Consider the following 17,240-nt stretch of genomic DNA (forward strand, 5'->3'; position numbering starts at 1 on the left):
CATCGCTGCGGGTGGCAGCCAGCAGCGCAGGCAATGCCGCAGGTGTGATGGACGCGCGCCATGCAGTGGCCGCGCGCGCGCCGCGTGCGTCACGTAGCGCGCCTGCGGTGCAGGCTGGCGGGCGCCATCATGCGCAGGCGTGAGTTCCTTGCCGGCAGCGTCTGCGCCTCGTCGCTGCTCGGCGTGCCGGCGCTGCTGCCGGGCGCGGCGAACGCTGTAGCGACACGTGCGGGCGATGGCGGCAAGCGCGGTCCCGCGCCACCGCCAGCGGGCACCGATGACGCCGGCCAGTGGCTGGACCTGGACGAGGGCTGGCGCTTCCATGCCGGTGATCTGCCGCCGCCACGCCTGCTGGCGCAGGACGATACCTACGACAACGCCAAGGCCGGCCGCGCCTGGGGTGCAGCGGCGCCGGACTACGACGACACCGGCTGGCGACAGCTGCAACTGCCGCACGATTTTGTGGTGGAGCAGATGGTGCGTGCCGACGCCAACATCGCGCAGGGCTATCGCCCGCGCGGCATTGCCTGGTACCGGCGCACGCTGCGGCTGGACGAATCCGTGCGCGGCCAGGCGGTAGAGTTGCGTCTGGACGGCATCGCCAGCCATGCCACCGTGTGGGTCAACGGCATGCTGATGGCGCGCAGCTGGAGCGGCTACAACGGGCTGGTCATCGATCTCACGCCGGTCGCGCGCTACGGCAATGCCTTGAACAGCATCGCCATCCGCGTCGATGCCGAGGCGATGGATGGCTGGTGGTACGAAGGCGGCGGCATCTACCGGCACACCTGGCTGGTGCTGCGTGCGCCCTTGCATATCGCCGGCGATGGCCTGGCGGCGGTGCCGCGCGAAGGCCCGGGCGATCTCTGGCAGCTGCCGGTGCAGCTGGACCTGGCCAACAGCGGCGAACAGCCTGCCGAGGCGTGGGTGGATGTGGCGCTGCGCGACCCAGACGGTGTTGTCGTGGCGAGTGGCGAGACGCAACTGCGCGTGGCTGCATTCGGTACCGCGCAGGCGGCCATCAGCATGTCGGTGCCGCAGCCGCAGCGCTGGAGCGTGGACACGCCGGTGCTGTACCGCGTGCAGGCCAGCGTGCGTGGCGCGGACGGCCGCAGCGACCGTGCCGAGTGCGAGATCGGCTTTCGCAGCCTGCGCTTCGATGCCGACCACGGCTTCTTCCTCAATGGCCGCCCGCTCAAGATCAAGGGCGTATGCCTGCATCAGGACCATGCCGGCGTCGGGGTGGCGCTGCCCGATGCCTTGCACGCGTTTCGCCTGCAGCGCCTGAAATCGATGGGCTGCAATGCCATCCGCCTGCATCACGCGGTGGCACCGGAACTGCTGCAGGCCTGCGACCGGCTCGGCATGCTGGTGATGGCCGAGAACAGGCTGTTCAATCCCGCACCCGAATATGTGGCGCTGCTGCAGAACATGGTGCGGCGCCAGCGCAACCATCCCAGCGTGTTCCTGTGGTCGCTGCTCAACGAGGAGCCGCTGCAGGGCACCGCCACCGGTTATGCGATCATGGCGCGCGCAGCCAGCGCCGTGCGCGCGCTCGACGACAGCCGCCCGATCACCGCCGGCATGAACGACGGCATGTTCGCCACCCGTGGCGCGGCCGATGTGGTGGACGTGCTCGGCTTCAACTATCGCCAGTTCAACTACGACCGCGTGCATGCGGCGCGGCCGCGCACGCCGATGCTGTCCAGCGAGGACACCAGCGCGTTCCAGACCCGCGGCGCGTGGTTCACCGACCTGGACGCGCACGTGGTGGCCGAAGACGACAGCCTGGCCGCGGACTGGGGCAATACCCACCGCCGTGCCTGGCAGCTGATTGCCGAACGTCCGTTCGTCGCCGGCGGTTTCGTGTGGACCGGCTTCGATTATCGCGGCGAACCCACGCCGTTCGAATGGCCGTCGGTGGGCGCGTTCTTCGGCATCATGGATCAATGCGGATTTGCCAAGGGGGCCTACTGGTTGCGCCGCGCGCTGTGGATCGACGATGCGCCGGTGCTGCACCTGTTGCCGCACTGGAACTGGCCCGGCCGCGAAGGCCAGCCGATCAAGGTGATGGCGTTCTGCAATGCCATGCAGGTGGAGCTGTGGCTCAATGGCCGCTCGCTGGGCAAACAGGCGGTGGATCGCGCGCAGATGAATCAGTGGCAGGTGGACTATGCGCCGGGCGTGCTCGAAGCAGTGGCCTGGCGCGACGGCCGCGAGGTGGCACGTACGCGGGTGGAAACCACCGGCGCGCCTGTCGCGCTGCGGCTCACGCCCGACCGTCCCCAGCTGCGCGGCGATGGCCGCGATGCGCAGCCGGTGACGTTGGAAGCGGTGGATGCGCAAGGTCGCCACGTGCCCGATTGCAATGCAATGCTGACGCTGCAGATCAGCGGCGGCCGCTTGCTGGGGGTCGGCAATGGCGACCCGAATGCACACGCCGCCGATCAGGGCATGCAGGTGGCCCTGTTCAACGGGCTGGCGCAGGCGATCGTGCAGGCCGGGCGTGGCGCAGGCGCGTTACGGCTGCAGGCGCGCAGCGCAGGCGTGCGCGATGCGGTGATCGAGATCGCGCGCGTGGCGGTGCCGCTGCCAGCCACGGTGCCGATCGTGGCGCCGGTGATGGTGGTCGAGAGCTGGCGCCACACCGCTGCCTTCGCGCAGCCGCCGGCACCGGATCTCTCGCGCCGCCCCAACGACAACAACAGCTGGAGCAACACGTTGCCCGGCACCCTGGAAACCGCGCCCGAACGCGCCGGCTACGTGTTGTACCGCACCCAGTTCACGCCGTGGCAGGGCGTGCAGGCCCACGGCGGCATGCTCGACCTGGGCCGCCTCAGCGGGCCGGCGCAGGTGTTTCTGGATGGCCGTGCAGTGACGCAGGCGGCGGCCGGCACACCGATCAAGTTGGCGCTTGCACCCGCGACCGGCGCGCGCACGCTGGCGGTGATCCTGCAGGTCGCTGCGGATCAACCGTTTGGATTCCACGACGTCGTCACCGTGCAGTATCGGAACTCGCCATGATTACCTCATCGTTTTTCCCGTCCTCGCCCGCGCGGCTGTTCGCCGGCGCAGTGCTGGGCGCATTGCTCGCCATTCCCCTCACCGTGCTGGCCGCACCGCCCGCTCAGGCGGTGCTGCAACGCCTGATTGGCGCACGCGCCACCCAGTTCGAGATGCGCGTGGCGCCGCGCGGCGACGGCGCGGACTGGTATCGCATCGATGCCGGCGGCGACACGGTGCGCATTGCCGGCTCCTCGCAGGTGGCCTTGACGCGTGGCGCCTACGCCTATCTAGGCCAGGCCGGTGCAGCCTCGATGAGCTGGGAAGGCGACCGCGTGGCGCTGCCGGCGCAATGGCCGGCCTACAGCAGCGGCCAGGTGCGCACGCCGTTTGCCCATCGCGCCTATCTCAACACCTGCACCTACGGCTACACCACGCCGTTCTGGGACTGGCCGCGCTGGCAGCGCGAGATCGACTGGATGGCGCTGCACGGCATCGACATGCCGCTGGCGATGGAAGGGCAGGAGGCGATCTGGCAGGCGCTGTGGCGCGAGTTCGACGTGGGCGATGACGCGCTGGCGGAGTATTTCTCCGGCCCCGCCTTCACCCCTTGGCAGCGCATGGGCAATATCGAAGGCTATCGCGCACCGTTGCCGCAGCAATGGATCGACAGCAAGCGCGTGCTGCAGACGCAGATCCTCACCCGCATGCGCGAGCTGGGCATGCAACCGGTGCTGCCTGCGTTTGCCGGCTACGTGCCCAAGGCATTCGCGCAGGCGCATCCGAACGCGCGCATCTATCGCATGCGCGCCTGGGAAGGCTTCCACGAAACTTACTGGCTGGATCCGCGCGATCCGTTGTTCGCCCAGGTCGCGCGCCGGTTCCTGGAGCTGTACACGCAGGCCTATGGTGCAGGCGAGTTCTATCTGGCCGACGCCTTCAACGAGATGCTGCCGCCGGTGGCCGACGACGGCAGCGACGTGGCCGCCGCCAAGTACGGCGACAGCATCGCCAACTCCGATGCGGCACGTGCCAAGGCCGTGCCGGCGGCGCAACGCGATGCACGCCTGGCCGAGTACGGGCAGGCCTTGTATCGCTCCATCGCGCAGGTCAATCCGCAGGCCACCTGGGTGATGCAGGGCTGGCTGTTCGGTGCCGACCGCGAGTTCTGGCAACCGCAGGCGATCGCCGCGTTTCTCGGCAAGGTGCCCGACGCGCGCTTGATGGTGCTGGACATCGGCAACGACCGCTATCCCGGCACCTGGAGGGCAGCGCAGGCCTTCGACAACAAGCAGTGGATCTATGGCTACGTGCACAACTACGGCGCCAGCAACCCGTTGTACGGCGACTTCACGTTTTATCGAAACGATCTGCAGGCCTTGCTGGCCGATCCGGACAAACGCAATCTGCGCGGCTTTGGCGTGTTTCCGGAAGGGCTGCACAGCAACTCGGTGGTCTACGACTATCTCTACGCGCTGGCCTGGGAGGGGCCGCAGCAATCCTGGTCACAATGGCTCACGCAATACACCCGCGCGCGCTACGGCCGCAGCGATGCGGCCTTGCTGCAGGCCTGGTCGGATCTGGAAGCGGGCATCTACCAGACCCGCTACTGGTCGCCGCGCTGGTGGAACAAGCGCGCCGGCGCGTATCTGCTGTTCAAGCGGCCGACCGCCGACATCATTGGCTTCGATGACCGCCCCGGCGACCCGCAACGCCTGCGCCGCGCCATCGATGCGTTGCTGCAGCAGGCCGACCGCTATGCCGACGCACCGCTGTACCGCTACGACCTGATCGAAGACGCACGGCACTACCTGAGCCTGCATGCCGACCGTCAATTGCAGGCGGTGGTGCAGGCCTACGACGCCGGCGACTTCGCACGCGGCGATGCGCTGCTGGCACGCACCACGCAACTGGTGCAGGGGCTGGATGCGTTGGTCGGCGGCCAGCACGAAACCCTGGCCGACTGGACCGGCCAGGCCGCCGCGGCCGCCGGCAACGATGCCGCACTGCGGCGTGCCTATGTCGGCAATGCGCGTGCGCAGGTCAGCATCTGGGGCGGCGACGGCAATCTGGCCGATTACGCATCCAAGGCATGGCAGGGCATGTACGCGGATTTCTATCTGCAGCGCTGGACACGCTTTCTCGGTGCATACCGCGCCGCACGCAAGGCGGGCACACCGTTCGACGCAGCGACAGTCAACGCGCAGCTTGCCGCGTGGGAGCGCCAATGGGCCGCGCAAGACGAAGTGCCGAAGCGGCAGCCACCCCGCGACCCACTGACACTGTTGCGCAGCTTGCTGGCGCAGGTGGACGCGCAAGAGGGTTTGCAAAGCGCCATGCAACGCAATGTGCAAGGCAGTACGCGCGATGCAACGCAAGGCGTTGCCCAAGGCGACGTGCACGGCATGGCGCACGGTGCCATTCGCAGCACCAAGCAAGGTACTGCCCAATGAGCAGACGCGTATCGCACATCGCGGCCATGCATGAGCGCTTCAGCGCCGATGCAATGACGCTCGTCACGGGCAGCACGTCTGCGCGCCGCCTCCGCCTGCAGTCGCTGGGCAAGGAACTGCAATGAGCGCACAGACACTCCCCGCTGCAGCTGGCACTGCAACCGCAGCACCCGGGCGCGAACGCTTCCTGTCGCTGGACGTGTTCCGCGGCCTGACCATCTTCCTGATGATCCTGGTCAACACCGCCGGGCCCGGCGCGCAGCCATATGCGCAGTTGACCCACGCGGCCTGGTTCGGCTTCACGCTTGCCGATCTGGTGTTTCCCTCGTTCCTGTTCGCCGTCGGCAGCGCGATGAGTTTTGCGCTGGCCACCGGCACGCCGCACCGGCAGTTCCTCGCCCGCGTGGGCAAGCGCGCCGCGCTGATCGTGATGTGCGGCGTGCTGATGTACTGGTTTCCGTTCTTCCACCCGCAGCCCGATGGTGGATGGGCGTTCACTGCGGTCGATCAACTCCGCCTGACCGGCGTGCTGCAGCGGATCGGCCTGTGCTATCTGCTCGCAGCGCTGCTGGTGCGCTATCTGCCGCCACGCGCTATCGCGCCGGTTTGCGTCGCGCTGCTGCTGGGCTACTGGGCATTGCTGTACGTCTTTGGCCAGCCCGGTGCGGAGCTGAGCAAGACGGGTAACGCCGGCACCCGGCTGGATCTGTGGCTGTACGGGCGCGCGCACCTGTATCGCAAGGATGGCGGCTTCGACCCCGAGGGCCTGCTTGGCACGCTGTCGGCCACGGTCAACGTGCTGGCCGGCTATCTGGGCGGGCGCTTCCTGCAGCGGCACGGTAAGACCGGTGCCGCCACGCGCAGCCTGTTGCTAGCGGGCGCGGGGCTGGTGCTGCTGGCATTGCTCTGGCACCCGGCCTGGCCGCTGTCGAAGAAGCTCTGGAGCGGATCGTTCGTCGCCTGCACGGTAGGCCTGGATCTGCTGGCGCTGGGCGTCCTGGTCTACCTGCTGGAGTTGCGCGGCTGGAGCGGCGGCAGCGGCGGCAGCGGCTTCTTCACCGTGCTGGGGCGCAACCCGCTGGCGATCTACCTGTTCTCCGAACTGTTCGTGGTGGTGCTGCGGCTGCTCCCGGCCGGCAGCTCCGGGCTGGACCTGTACGCCTGGGCCGGCATCCGCGTGTTCCAGACCATTGCGCCGGGCCCGCTTGGGTCGCTGCTGTGCGCGCTGAGCTACACGCTGCTGTGTTGGTGCGTGGGCTGGTGGATGGATCGGCGGCGCTGGTATCTGCGTTTGTGATTGCCCGACCCGGCAACGGGTGACGCAGCCCGGCACCGGCCTGCTGATCGGCATGCATACCCGCCCATGACTAGCGCGTTGGATGCCTGGGTCAGCCAGGGCCCGTCACCGCTCCCAATAATCCACAGCCGCTAATGCGCGCTGGGCAAATTGGTACTATATTGGACCTAACGAATCCAAGTCGGTCCGGAGGACATGCAATGGCCAAACCGAAAACCGAAGCCAGGACGGACTCCGACCCCCGGATGGACGCGCTGACGCTGGATGCCTCCGCGCCGACGCCACTGTATCTGCAACTGGCGAGCAAGCTGGACGAGCAGATCCGCAGCGCGCAGTGGAAGGCCGGCGAGGCGCTGCCGGCCGAGCGCCAGCTGTGCGAGCGGCTGCAGATCTCGCGGGTGACCCTGCGCCAGGCCGTGGACGTGCTGGTCGAACAGGGTTTGGTCTCGCGCCGGCAGGGCGCCGGCACCTTCGTCACCACGCAGATCCAGCACCAGCTCAGCGGCCTGACCAGTTTCAGCGAGACGCTGCGCATCAAGGGCTACGAGCCCGGCACGCGCTGGCTGGAGCGGCGGCTGCGCCCGGCGCATGGCGAAGAGATCCTGCGGCTGGGCCTGTCGCCGGATGCGGCGGTGGCCTCGCTGACCCGCCTGCGCAGCGCCGACGACCGGGTCATGGCCTACGAGCATGCGGTGTTGCCGCAGCGCATCGTCGCCGACCCGGAGCAGATCGGCGATTCGCTCTACAGCTACCTGGACGCGCAGGGCACTCCGGTGGTGCGCGCGCTGCAGTACTTCCGCGCGATCAATCTACCCGCGCGGCTGGCCGAACACCTGCGCATGAAGACCGGCGAGGCGATCCTGCATGTGGTGCGCGTGGGCTATGCGCGCGACGGCAGCGCGATCGAATTGACCGACACCTATTGCCACAACGATTTCTACGATTTCGTCGCCGAACTGCGTCGCTGATCCAGCGCGGCGCCCCCCAACCGACAACTCAAGAGCCAGCCGATCCATGACTACCGCCAGGCCCGCAAATCCCGTTGTCTCGATCGCCATCGTCGGCGTGCTGTTCTTCATCATCGGCTTCTTCACCTGGATCAACGGGCCGCTGATCACCTTCGTGCGGCTGGCGTTCGACCTCAACGAGGTCAATGCCTTCCTGGTGCTGATGGTGTTCTACCTGTCGTACTTCTTCCTGGCGCTGCCGGCGTCGTGGATCCTCAAGCGCACCGGCATGAAGAAGGGGCTGGCGCTGAGCCTGGTGGTGATGGCGGTGGGCGCGGCCGGCTTCGGCCAGTTCGCCACCCAGCGCTGGTATCCGGGCGCCTTGGGCGGCCTGTTCGTGATCGGCAGCGGCCTGGCGCTGCTGCAGACCGCGATCAACCCGTACATCAGCATCCTCGGGCCGATCGAGAGCGCGGCGCGGCGGATCGCGCTGATGGGCATCTGCAACAAGATCGCCGGCATCCTGGCGCCGATCCTGATCGGCTCGCTGGTGCTGCACGGCATCGGCGATCTGTCCGCGCAGGTGGCCAGCGCCGATGCGGCGACCAAGCAGCAGTTGCTCACGGCCTTTGCCGCCAAGATCCACGCACCGTATCTGGTGATGTCCGGCGTGCTGCTGTTGCTGGCGATCGGTGTGCTGTTCTCGCCGCTGCCGGAGCTGCGGGCCTCCGAGGCCAATGCAACGCCCGGCAGTGCGGTTGGCGTGCAGAAGTCCAGCATCTTCCAGTTCCCGCACCTGTGGCTGGGCGTGTTGTGCCTGTTCGTCTACGTGGGCGTGGAAGTGATGGCCGGCGATGCGATCGGCACCTACGGCCACGGCTTCAATCTGCCGCTGGACAGCACCAAGATCTTCACCTCCTACACGCTGGGCGCGATGCTGGTTGGCTACATCGTCGGCCTGGCGTTGATTCCGGGTGTGATCTCGCAGGCGCGCTACCTGAGCGTGTCGGCGCTGCTGGGCGTGCTGTTTTCGCTGGGCGCGCTGCTGACCCACGGCTATGTGTCGGTGGGCTTCGTGGCCGCGCTCGGTTTTGCCAACGCGATGATGTGGCCGGCGATCTTTCCGCTGGCCATCCGCGGGCTCGGTCGCTTCACCGAGATCGGGTCGGCCTTGCTGGTCATGGGCATTGCCGGCGGCGCGATCATTCCGCAGCTGTTCGCCATTCTCAAACAGCACTACGACTTCCAGGTCGTGTTCGCTGCGCTGATGGTGCCGTGCTATCTCTACATCCTGTTCTATTCGCTGCGCGGTTACCGTGTGGGCCTGCCGGCCCAGGCCAAGTGAACCAGGCAGCATGATGCGTTCCGACGAACAAGGCACACCCATGCGCAGGCCCACCATCAAAGATGTCGCCGAGCGCGCCAAGGTCTCGTTGAAGACCGTGTCGCGCGTGATCAACAACGAACCGTCGGTGATGCAGGCCACGCGCGCGCGCGTGCTGCGCGCCATCGCCGATCTCGACTACGAACCGGATCCGTCCGCGCGCAACCTGCGCAGCGGCACGCCGTTCGTGATCGGCCTGGTGTACGACAATCCCAACCCGTATCACATCATCGGCATCCAGAACGGCGTGCTGGCCGCCTGCCGCGAAACCGGCTTCGGCCTGCAGATCCATCCCTGCGATTCCACCTCGCCATTGCTGGCCGAAGAACTGGCCGAATGGGTGCAGCGCTCACGGCTGGCCGGCGTGGTGCTGACCGCACCGATGTCCGAGCGCCCCGAGCTGATGGCCGGCCTGGCTGCGCGCGGCATCAAGAGCGTGCGCATCATCGCCGCCACCGACGATCCGGGCGACGGCCCCTGCGTCTATATCGACGACCGCGCTGCCGCCTACGAGATCACCGAGCATCTGGTCCAGTTGGGCCATCAACGCATCGGGTTCCTGTGGGGTGGCCCGCAGCACCGCTCCAGCGGCGAGCGCTACGCCGGTTACGAGGCCGCGTTGAAGGACTACGGCATCACCCTGGACAAGCACCTGGTGATTCCCGGCGATTACACCTTCGACGACGGCTTCCGAGGCGCGCGCCGGCTGCTGTCGTTGCGCGAGCCGCCCACCGCCATCTTCGGCAGCAACGATGAAATCGCCGCGGGCGTGCTGGCCGCGGCCAAGTCCACCGGCATGAACGTGCCGTATCAATTGTCGATCGCCGGCTTCGAGGACAGCCCTTTCTCGCGCCAGTCCTGGCCGGCGCTGACCACCGCCAAGCAGGCCACCGACGACATCGCGCGGCATGCCGCACGCCTGTTGATCAGCCAGCTGCGCAGCGATGCCTACGACGACCAGCCCGCGCAATTGCAGAACCGCGGCTTCGTGCCGCAGCTGGTGGTGCGCGGTTCCACTGCACCGGCGCAGACGCCGTCTGCCAAATCCCTTCCTCCCGAATCCGCCTGAGCACGATGAGCCTTCCCACCGAAACCGAGACCTTGATGTTCCGCGAGGCGGCCCAGACCGCCGACGTGGTCGCCGCACAGTTCGCCCGCAATGCCGACACCGTCGCCGCCCTCGCGCAGTCGCTGCGCGATACGCCGCCGCCGTTCGTGGTGACCTGCGCACGCGGCAGTTCCGATCACGCAGCGACCTACGCCAAGTATCTGTTCGAAACACAACTGGGCATCGTGACCGCCTCTGCATCGCCGTCGGTGGGCTCGGTCTACGCATCGCCGCTGCAGTTGCGCGGCGCGCTGTACATCGTGATTTCGCAATCGGGCAAGAGCCCGGACCTGCTGCGCAATGCCGAGGCCGCCAAGGCGGCCGGCGCGCGCGTGGTGGCGCTGGTCAACGTCGAGGATTCGCCGCTGGCGCAGTTGGCCGAGGTGGTGATTCCGCTGGGCGCAGGCCCGGAAAAAAGCGTTGCCGCCACCAAGAGTTATCTCGCCTCGCTGGCTGCGCTGCTGCACCTGGGCGCTGTGTGGAAGAACGACCCGGCCCTGCTCGCGGCGGTGGAGGCACTGCCGCAGCAGTTGCGCGCCGCCTGGCAGGCCGACTGGTCCGCGCTCACTGCCGGCCTGGTGCCGGCACACAACCTGTTCGTGCTCGGTCGCGGCCTGGGCCTGGGCGCGGCGCAGGAAGCGGCGCTGAAGTTCAAGGAAACCTGTGGCCTGCATGCCGAGGCGTACAGCTCGGCCGAGGTCAAGCACGGCCCGATGGCGCTGGTGGGGCCGGGCTTTCCGGTGCTGGTGTTCGCCCAGCCCGACGAAACCGGCGCCGGCACGCGTGCGCTCGCCGCAGAATTCAGCGCGCGTGGCGCGCAGGTGTGGCTGGCCGCCCCCGACGGCGACCTGCCGCTCGTGGATGCTGCGCATCCGGCCAGCGCGCCGCTGCTGACCGTGCAGAGCTTCTACCGCGCGATCAACGCGCTGGCCCTGCAGCGTGGCAACAATCCCGATCTGCCGCCGCACTTGAACAAGGTCACGGAAACCGTTTGAACATGGATGCTTCCCCGATTCAAGCGTTGTGCAATGCACGCGTGCTCACCGACGATGGCTTGCAGGATGGGCTGGTGGTCCTGCTGGCCGGGACGCAGATCCAGGCGGTGGTGGCGGCCGACGATGCGCGCGTTGCGCAGGCGCATACGCGCGTGGATCTGGGCGGCGCCACCTTGCTGCCCGGCTTCATCGACATCCAGGTCAACGGCGGTGGCGGCGTGTTGTTCAACAATGCGCGCGACCCGCAGGCCCTGGCCACGATCGCGGCGGCGCATCGCCGCTACGGCACCACCGGCATGCTGCCGACGCTGATCAGCGACACCGCCGAGGTGATGGCCGAGGCGATCGACGCCACGCGCCAGGCCATCGCGCAAGGCGTGCCCGGCGTGCTCGGCATCCATCTGGAAGGCCCGTACCTGAGCCCGGCCCGCAAGGGCACGCACGACGCGCACAAGTTCCGCCTGCCCGACGCGCACGAGATTGCCGTCGATAACTCGCTGGACAACGGCGTCACCCTGATCACGCTCGCACCCGAGCGCGTACCGCTGGACGACATCCGCGCCTTCGTCGCCGGCGGCGCGATCGTGTTTGCCGGCCACACCGCGGCCAGCTACGAGCAGGCGCGCGACGGCATCGCCGCCGGCGTCAGTGGTTTCACCCATCTGTACAACGCGATGTCGCAGCTGGCCGGGCGCGAGCCCAGCGCGGTCGGTGCCGCATTGGAAGACCCCGATGTGTGGTGCGGCATCATCGTCGATGGCGTGCACGTGCACCCGGCCAGCCTGCGCGTGGCGCTGGCCGCCAAACCGCGCGGCAAGCTGTTGCTGGTCACCGACGCCATGCCGATGGTCGGTGCCGACGGCCCCAGTTTCGACCTGTACGGCGAAACCATCACCGCCGTGGACGGCGTGGTACGCAATGCCGACGGCGCACTGGCCGGCTCGGCGCTGGACATGGCCACGGCCGTGCGCAACAGCGTGCAGTGGCTGGGCGTGGATCTGGCCGAAGCCGCGCGCATGGCGTCCACCTATCCGGCGCAATGCATCGGCCTGGGCCAGCGCCTGGGCCGCATTGCACCCGGCTATCAGGCCGATCTGGTGCTGGTGGATGCAGACGTGCAGGTACTTGCCACCTGGGTCGCCGGGCAGCGCGAGTAAGTCCGCGCGCCGCCGCACGAACCCGTTCGTGCGGCGCGATGCGCTTGAAGCCTTGTTTGCGGTCTTGTCTGCGGTAAACCGCCATCGTCGGTACGCTGCAGCATGATCGTGTGCGCGCGAGTGCAGGGCGTGCTTTCGCCAAGTTCCGGAAAGAAATCAGTGTCGAATGATGGAGCGGCCAAAAAGAACTCGGGCGCTTCCGGTGTCACGCAACACGCGTTGCGACCGACGCGCTTTCCGTTGCAGTAGACGCTCGACGATGACTGCAGCCGCATGCACTTGCAGCACGTCAGCAATGCAATCGCGGTAGTTTGGCAATGCGCTGCGTACACCATCCACCACATCAAAGCCTGCAACACACTCTGCATCGCAACATCCGGCTGCGCAGCCTTATGGCATCAGGCCGCTACGCGCAGTGGTCTGCTCATCGAAGCAAATGAATGCGATCGCGATCACGCTGTCATTCCAATATCTGCATTGTCGGTGCGGTTTCAGGCATGAAATTGGGCATTTGTGGCAGCGAGTTGACAGCCCCGGCTGCGAAAGGCACCTTCGCTGATAACGTTGTCAGCGAGCAGGAGCCACTTCTGAAATCTTGAAAGCGTTGTCGTCCGGCTGCTAGTCGGACTGGGGCTGACCCGCACGCCGCTACGGTGATGCGGGACGCTGCTCGCATCCGGCACAGGGGACGGAGTGCGGGTATGTCACGCGCATCGCGCGTTGTCGTGCAACCACATGGTTGCCACCTGACATCCGTCAAGAGGTCTACGCAATGCCGTCTTCCCGTGTGTTCGAGTTGTCCCGTCACCTGTTCTGTCATGCACACCCGCTGCGGCGCACGCCGTTGAGTACTGCAGTCCGCACTCTGTTGATCGGTGGCGCCGCCCTGGCAGGTATTGCCGCGTTGCCTGCAGGTGCGCAGGAGCAGGCTGCAGCCCCACAGGAACAGGCGCCCGCGCAAACCAATCCCTCGGTATCCACGCTGGACGAGGTCAAGGTCGTCGGCTATCAGGCCAGCCTCGGCAAGGCACTCAACGTCAAGCGCAATGCCGATGCGATCGTCGATGCGATCAGCGCCGAAGACATCGGCAAATTCCCCGACACCAACGTTGCCGAGTCGCTGTCGCGCCTGTCCGGCATCACCGTGGATCGCCAGTTCGGCGAAGGCGAGAAGGTCAGCATTCTCGGCACCGATCCGGCACTCAATCGCGTGCTGCTCAACGGCCAGACCATTGCCTCCACCAGTTGGGGCGGCGATCCCAACGACCCGGACAGCCGCTCGTTCAACTACAGCACGCTGGCGCCGGAAGTGGTCGGCCTGATGGAGGTCTACAAGACACCGGAGGCACGCATCGACGAGGGCTCGATCGGCGGCACCGTGATCGTGCACACGCGCAAGCCGCTGGATCTTGAGCGCAACACCCTGACCGGCACGGTGAGCTACGGCTATAACGATCGTTCCGAGGAGGGCAAGCCGAATGCCTCGGCGCTGTACAGCTGGAAGAACCAGGATGAAACGCTTGGTGTGCTCACCTCGGTGATGCATTCGCAGCGCGTGTTGCGCCGCGATGGCGTGGAAATCTTCGGCTACGACAACGTGCAAGGCGCAGGGTTTCCGGCGGCCGTGGTCGGCAACAACACCGGCGTGTTTCCGACCTCGATCAACACCGCGTTGTTCCAGCAGACGCGCAAGCGCGACGGCGTCAGTGCGGCGCTGCAGTGGAAGCCGGATGCCGATTTCGAGCTCAACCTGACCGGTTTGTACGTCAAGGAGAGTTTCGACAACTACAACCAGAGCCGCTACGGCTACTGGGGTTCCACCCCCGGCGATGCGCAGGCGCTGGGCTTCGAGAATGGCGTGGCGACCTCGGGTACGTTCGGCGACCAGTCCAACACCTACCTGGACGGCTACCTGCGCAACAGCGAGGTCAGCACCGGCAGCATCCATCTACGCGCCGACTGGCATGGCGATGGTTGGAATGCGTCTAGCCAAGTGGGCTACACCAGTTCACAGGGCGGTGCCGAGCGTATCTACGGCATCCAGTTCCGCAACCTCGCCGGTTACAGCTATAACATCGACGGGCGCCGCACCGCGATGGACTACAGCACCGACCCCACCAACGCAGCGGCGATGCAGCTCAACAACGCCTCGGCCAGCCACAGCCCGCAGTACGACAAGGAACGCTACCTGCAGCTGGACTTCGACCATGCGGTGGAGTGGGGGCCGTTCACCCAGATCCTCACCGGCATCAAGCTGACCAATCATGCCACCGGGCAGTCCTCCTACAGCCGCACCTGGACCCCGAACGACGGCAGCACGCTGGCCGCGTTCTCGCCGGGCACCACGCCATCGGGCTATCTGGACGGCTTGTCGACCAGCGCCGACATGCAGCGCTGGTCGACCATCAACAGCGGCGCCATCAGCCAGTACATCGGTGGCCTTGAAGGCAATGACGGCTTGCCGATCAGCTACGCCGGTAACTACAGCATCGAAGAACAGAACCGCGCCTGGTTCCTGCAGGGCAATTTTTCCGGCGAGCGCTATCGCGGCAACGTCGGCGTGCGTTACGTGCACACCCGCGATTCCACCGATGGTTTCAGCTACGCGCCCGGTGGCGGCTATACGCCGGTCAACTTCCTCAACAGCTACGGCAAGTGGTTGCCGTCCTTCAACATCGCCTACGACCTGCGCGATGATCTGATGCTGCGCTTTGCTGCCTCCAAGGTGATCGCACGGCCGCGCTACACCAACATGACCCCGTACGTGGCCACCGACGACACCACGCTCACCGCGTCCACGGGCAATCCTGGATTGAGTCCGTACGAGTCCACCAACCTGGGCGCATCGCTGGAGTGGTACTTCTCCGACAGCAGCCTGCTCAGCGGCGAGTTCTTCTCGCGCGATATCTCCAACTACATCCTGACCACCGTGGAAGACCGGGTGTTCTTCAACAACGCCACCGGCGGCTCGAGCACCTATCAGACCTCCGTGCCGACCAACGCCGGCGACGCCAAGGTGCGCGGCGTTGCGCTCAACCTGCAGCACAACTTCGGCAACGGGTTCGGCGTGGTGGCCAACTACACCTATTCCGATTCCAAGACCGACGGCGATTACAGCCTGCCGTACAACTCGCGCAACGCCTACAACATCAGCCCGTACTACGAGCAGGGCAAATGGAGCGCGCGGGTGAATCTGGGCTGGCGCTCGGAATACTTCACCCAGATCGGCCGCCTCAACGGCCAGCAGATGACCGATGCATTCACCCAGGTCGATGCCTCGTTCGGCTACCAGGCCACCGAGCGCCTGCGCGTGGCGCTGGAAGCTACCAATCTGCTGGACGAAACCTACTTCAGCTACATCGGCAACAAGAACCAGCCGTACTACATCTACAAGAACGGCCGCTCTTTCATGCTGAGCCTGAATTTCAAGCTGTGACGTCGGCCGGCGGCTGCTCTCGGGCAGCCGCCTTATTGCAATGACGGCGACTCGCGGTTGCAATTTCGACCCGGGGATCTTTCGCTAGTCCGGATCTGAGCGGCAACGCTTTGCTTGGCGCGATTACATCCCCGTTGCGTTTAGACAACGGTATGCGCGATGCATCGGCTATGTGCCGGGCTTTCTTGCGGCCGCAATCGCCGCAATCCGCGCCTTCGCCAATGCCTCGCCGATCTGCGGGCCTTGCAGGCCTTCTGCAGCCAGGTCGCGCGCATTGATGGCCAGCGCAGCGGCATGCAGGCGTTTGAGTTGTTCGCCCTGTGGGTACGCGGCGTCTTCGCTGCCCAGCCGGCCACGCTTGTCGGCTTCGCAGACCAGCGCGAGTTGCGCGATGCGCTCGGGGCGGCGAAACGCGTCGCAGCGCACCAGCAGCTCGTGCACTGTGCGGTCGCGCAGCTCGGCCAGGCGATGTACGTTCAAGTGTTCGCGGCAGGCGATGATGGCGAGCTGGCGATAATCCTGTGGCACCTTGAGTCGCTCGCACAATGTCTGCAGCGGGGCAACGCCGCGCTGTTCGTGCATGATGTGGCGCGGCCATTCTTCCGCTGGTGTGAGTGCCTTGCCCAGGTCGTGGGTCAATGCGGCAAAGCCCACCAGCGCGTCGCCGGGCGCCAGTCGCGCGGCCATGTCGCTGACCATTTCCTGGTGAATGCCGGTATCCACCTCGGGATGAAACTCGGCACGTTGCGGCACGCCATACAGTGCATCGATCTCGGGCAGGATGACGCGCAGCGCATCGGTATCGTGCAGCGTGCGCAGGAATGCCGACGGCTGCGCACTCTCCAGCACGCGGCGCAATTCCTGCCACACACGTTCGGGCACCAGGCTGTCCAGCTCGCCGCTGGCGGCCATCTCGCGCATCAGTGCTGCGGTCTCGGGCGCGACAGTGAAACCAAGCGGTGCCAGGCGTGCCATGAAGCGGGCAGCGCGCAATACGCGCACGGGATCTTCGACAAAGGCCGGCCCCACGTGCCGCAGCACGCGCGCCTGCAGATCGCGCGCGCCGCCATACGGATCGAACAACTCGCCAGTGTCCTCGTCGCGTGCGATCGCATTGATGGTGAAGTCGCGGCGCAGCAGATCCTCTTCCAGCGTCACCGAAGGATCGGCATCCACCACGAAGCCGCGATAGCCGCGCCCGGACTTGCGCTCGGTACGCGCCAACGCATACTCCTCGCCGCTGCGCGGATGCAGGAACACCGGGAAATCCTTCCCCACCGGTTTGAAGCCCAGGCGTTCCATCTGCGCCTGATCGGCACCGACCACCACCCAGTCGCGGTCGCCAGCGGGCTGGCCAAGCAGGGCATCGCGGACTGCGCCGCCAACAAGATAGATCTTCATCGCGACATGATGCCCGATGCGGTGCGTGTGTCGTAGGGCGACTGATCTGCGGCTTTGCG

At 66.5% G+C, this 17,240-nt stretch carries 10 protein-coding genes; 9 read left to right on the plus strand and 1 reads right to left on the minus strand.

The annotated features are described in order from the left end of the window. Positions 1-129: 129 nt before the first annotated feature. The 9 genes from galA to KHN93_RS04005 all read left to right on the plus strand — a co-directional run bounded on the left by galA (position 130) and on the right by KHN93_RS04005 (position 15,780). A complete protein-coding gene (galA, locus tag KHN93_RS03965; RefSeq protein WP_104595485.1) occupies positions 130-3,024 on the plus strand; it encodes a beta-galactosidase GalA in 2,895 nt (964 codons plus the stop codon). Continuing rightward, positions 3,021-5,456: an alpha-N-acetylglucosaminidase gene (locus tag KHN93_RS03970; protein WP_104560649.1), complete on the plus strand. Its 2,436-nt coding sequence runs from the start codon at positions 3,021-3,023 to the stop codon at positions 5,454-5,456. Before galA ends, KHN93_RS03970 begins: the two co-directional genes overlap by 4 nt. A gap of 121 nt (positions 5,457-5,577) precedes the next feature. After that, entirely contained in the window at positions 5,578-6,753 is a 1,176-nt protein-coding gene (locus KHN93_RS03975; RefSeq protein WP_104560651.1) for an acyltransferase family protein, read from the plus strand. Between the two features lie 245 nt (positions 6,754-6,998). Continuing rightward, entirely contained in the window at positions 6,999-7,721 is a 723-nt protein-coding gene (locus KHN93_RS03980; RefSeq protein WP_181141918.1) for a GntR family transcriptional regulator, read from the plus strand. Between the two features lie 46 nt (positions 7,722-7,767). Further along, positions 7,768-9,045 carry a sugar MFS transporter gene (locus tag KHN93_RS03985; protein WP_039523493.1) on the plus strand — a complete coding sequence of 426 codons (1,278 nt, stop codon included), beginning with the start codon at positions 7,768-7,770 and terminating at the stop codon, positions 9,043-9,045. A 40-nt stretch (positions 9,046-9,085) separates the two neighbouring features. Next, positions 9,086-10,153 (plus strand): LacI family DNA-binding transcriptional regulator, encoded by a 1,068-nt coding sequence (locus KHN93_RS03990; protein ID WP_024940298.1) that lies wholly within the window; start codon positions 9,086-9,088, stop codon positions 10,151-10,153. A gap of 5 nt (positions 10,154-10,158) precedes the next feature. Beyond that, positions 10,159-11,187, plus strand: a complete 1,029-nt coding sequence (locus tag KHN93_RS03995) for an SIS domain-containing protein (RefSeq protein ID WP_212579169.1) — start codon at positions 10,159-10,161, stop codon at positions 11,185-11,187. A 2-nt stretch (positions 11,188-11,189) separates the two neighbouring features. Continuing rightward, a complete protein-coding gene (gene nagA, locus KHN93_RS04000; RefSeq protein ID WP_212579170.1) occupies positions 11,190-12,344 on the plus strand; it encodes an N-acetylglucosamine-6-phosphate deacetylase in 1,155 nt (384 codons plus the stop codon). A gap of 772 nt (positions 12,345-13,116) precedes the next feature. Continuing rightward, positions 13,117-15,780: a TonB-dependent receptor gene (locus KHN93_RS04005; protein ID WP_181141916.1), complete on the plus strand. Its 2,664-nt coding sequence runs from the start codon at positions 13,117-13,119 to the stop codon at positions 15,778-15,780. 168 nt (positions 15,781-15,948) lie between these two features. Here the strand turns inward: KHN93_RS04005 and KHN93_RS04010 are convergent, their stop codons facing one another. After that, positions 15,949-17,181, minus strand: coding sequence for a multifunctional CCA addition/repair protein (locus tag KHN93_RS04010; protein ID WP_104560657.1), 1,233 nt, complete (start codon positions 17,179-17,181; stop codon positions 15,949-15,951). Positions 17,182-17,240 lie beyond the last annotated feature (59 nt).

Source organism: Xanthomonas arboricola pv. juglandis (genome assembly GCF_905367715.1).
In the GTDB taxonomy this organism is placed as follows: Bacteria; Pseudomonadota; Gammaproteobacteria; order Xanthomonadales; family Xanthomonadaceae; genus Xanthomonas; species Xanthomonas arboricola.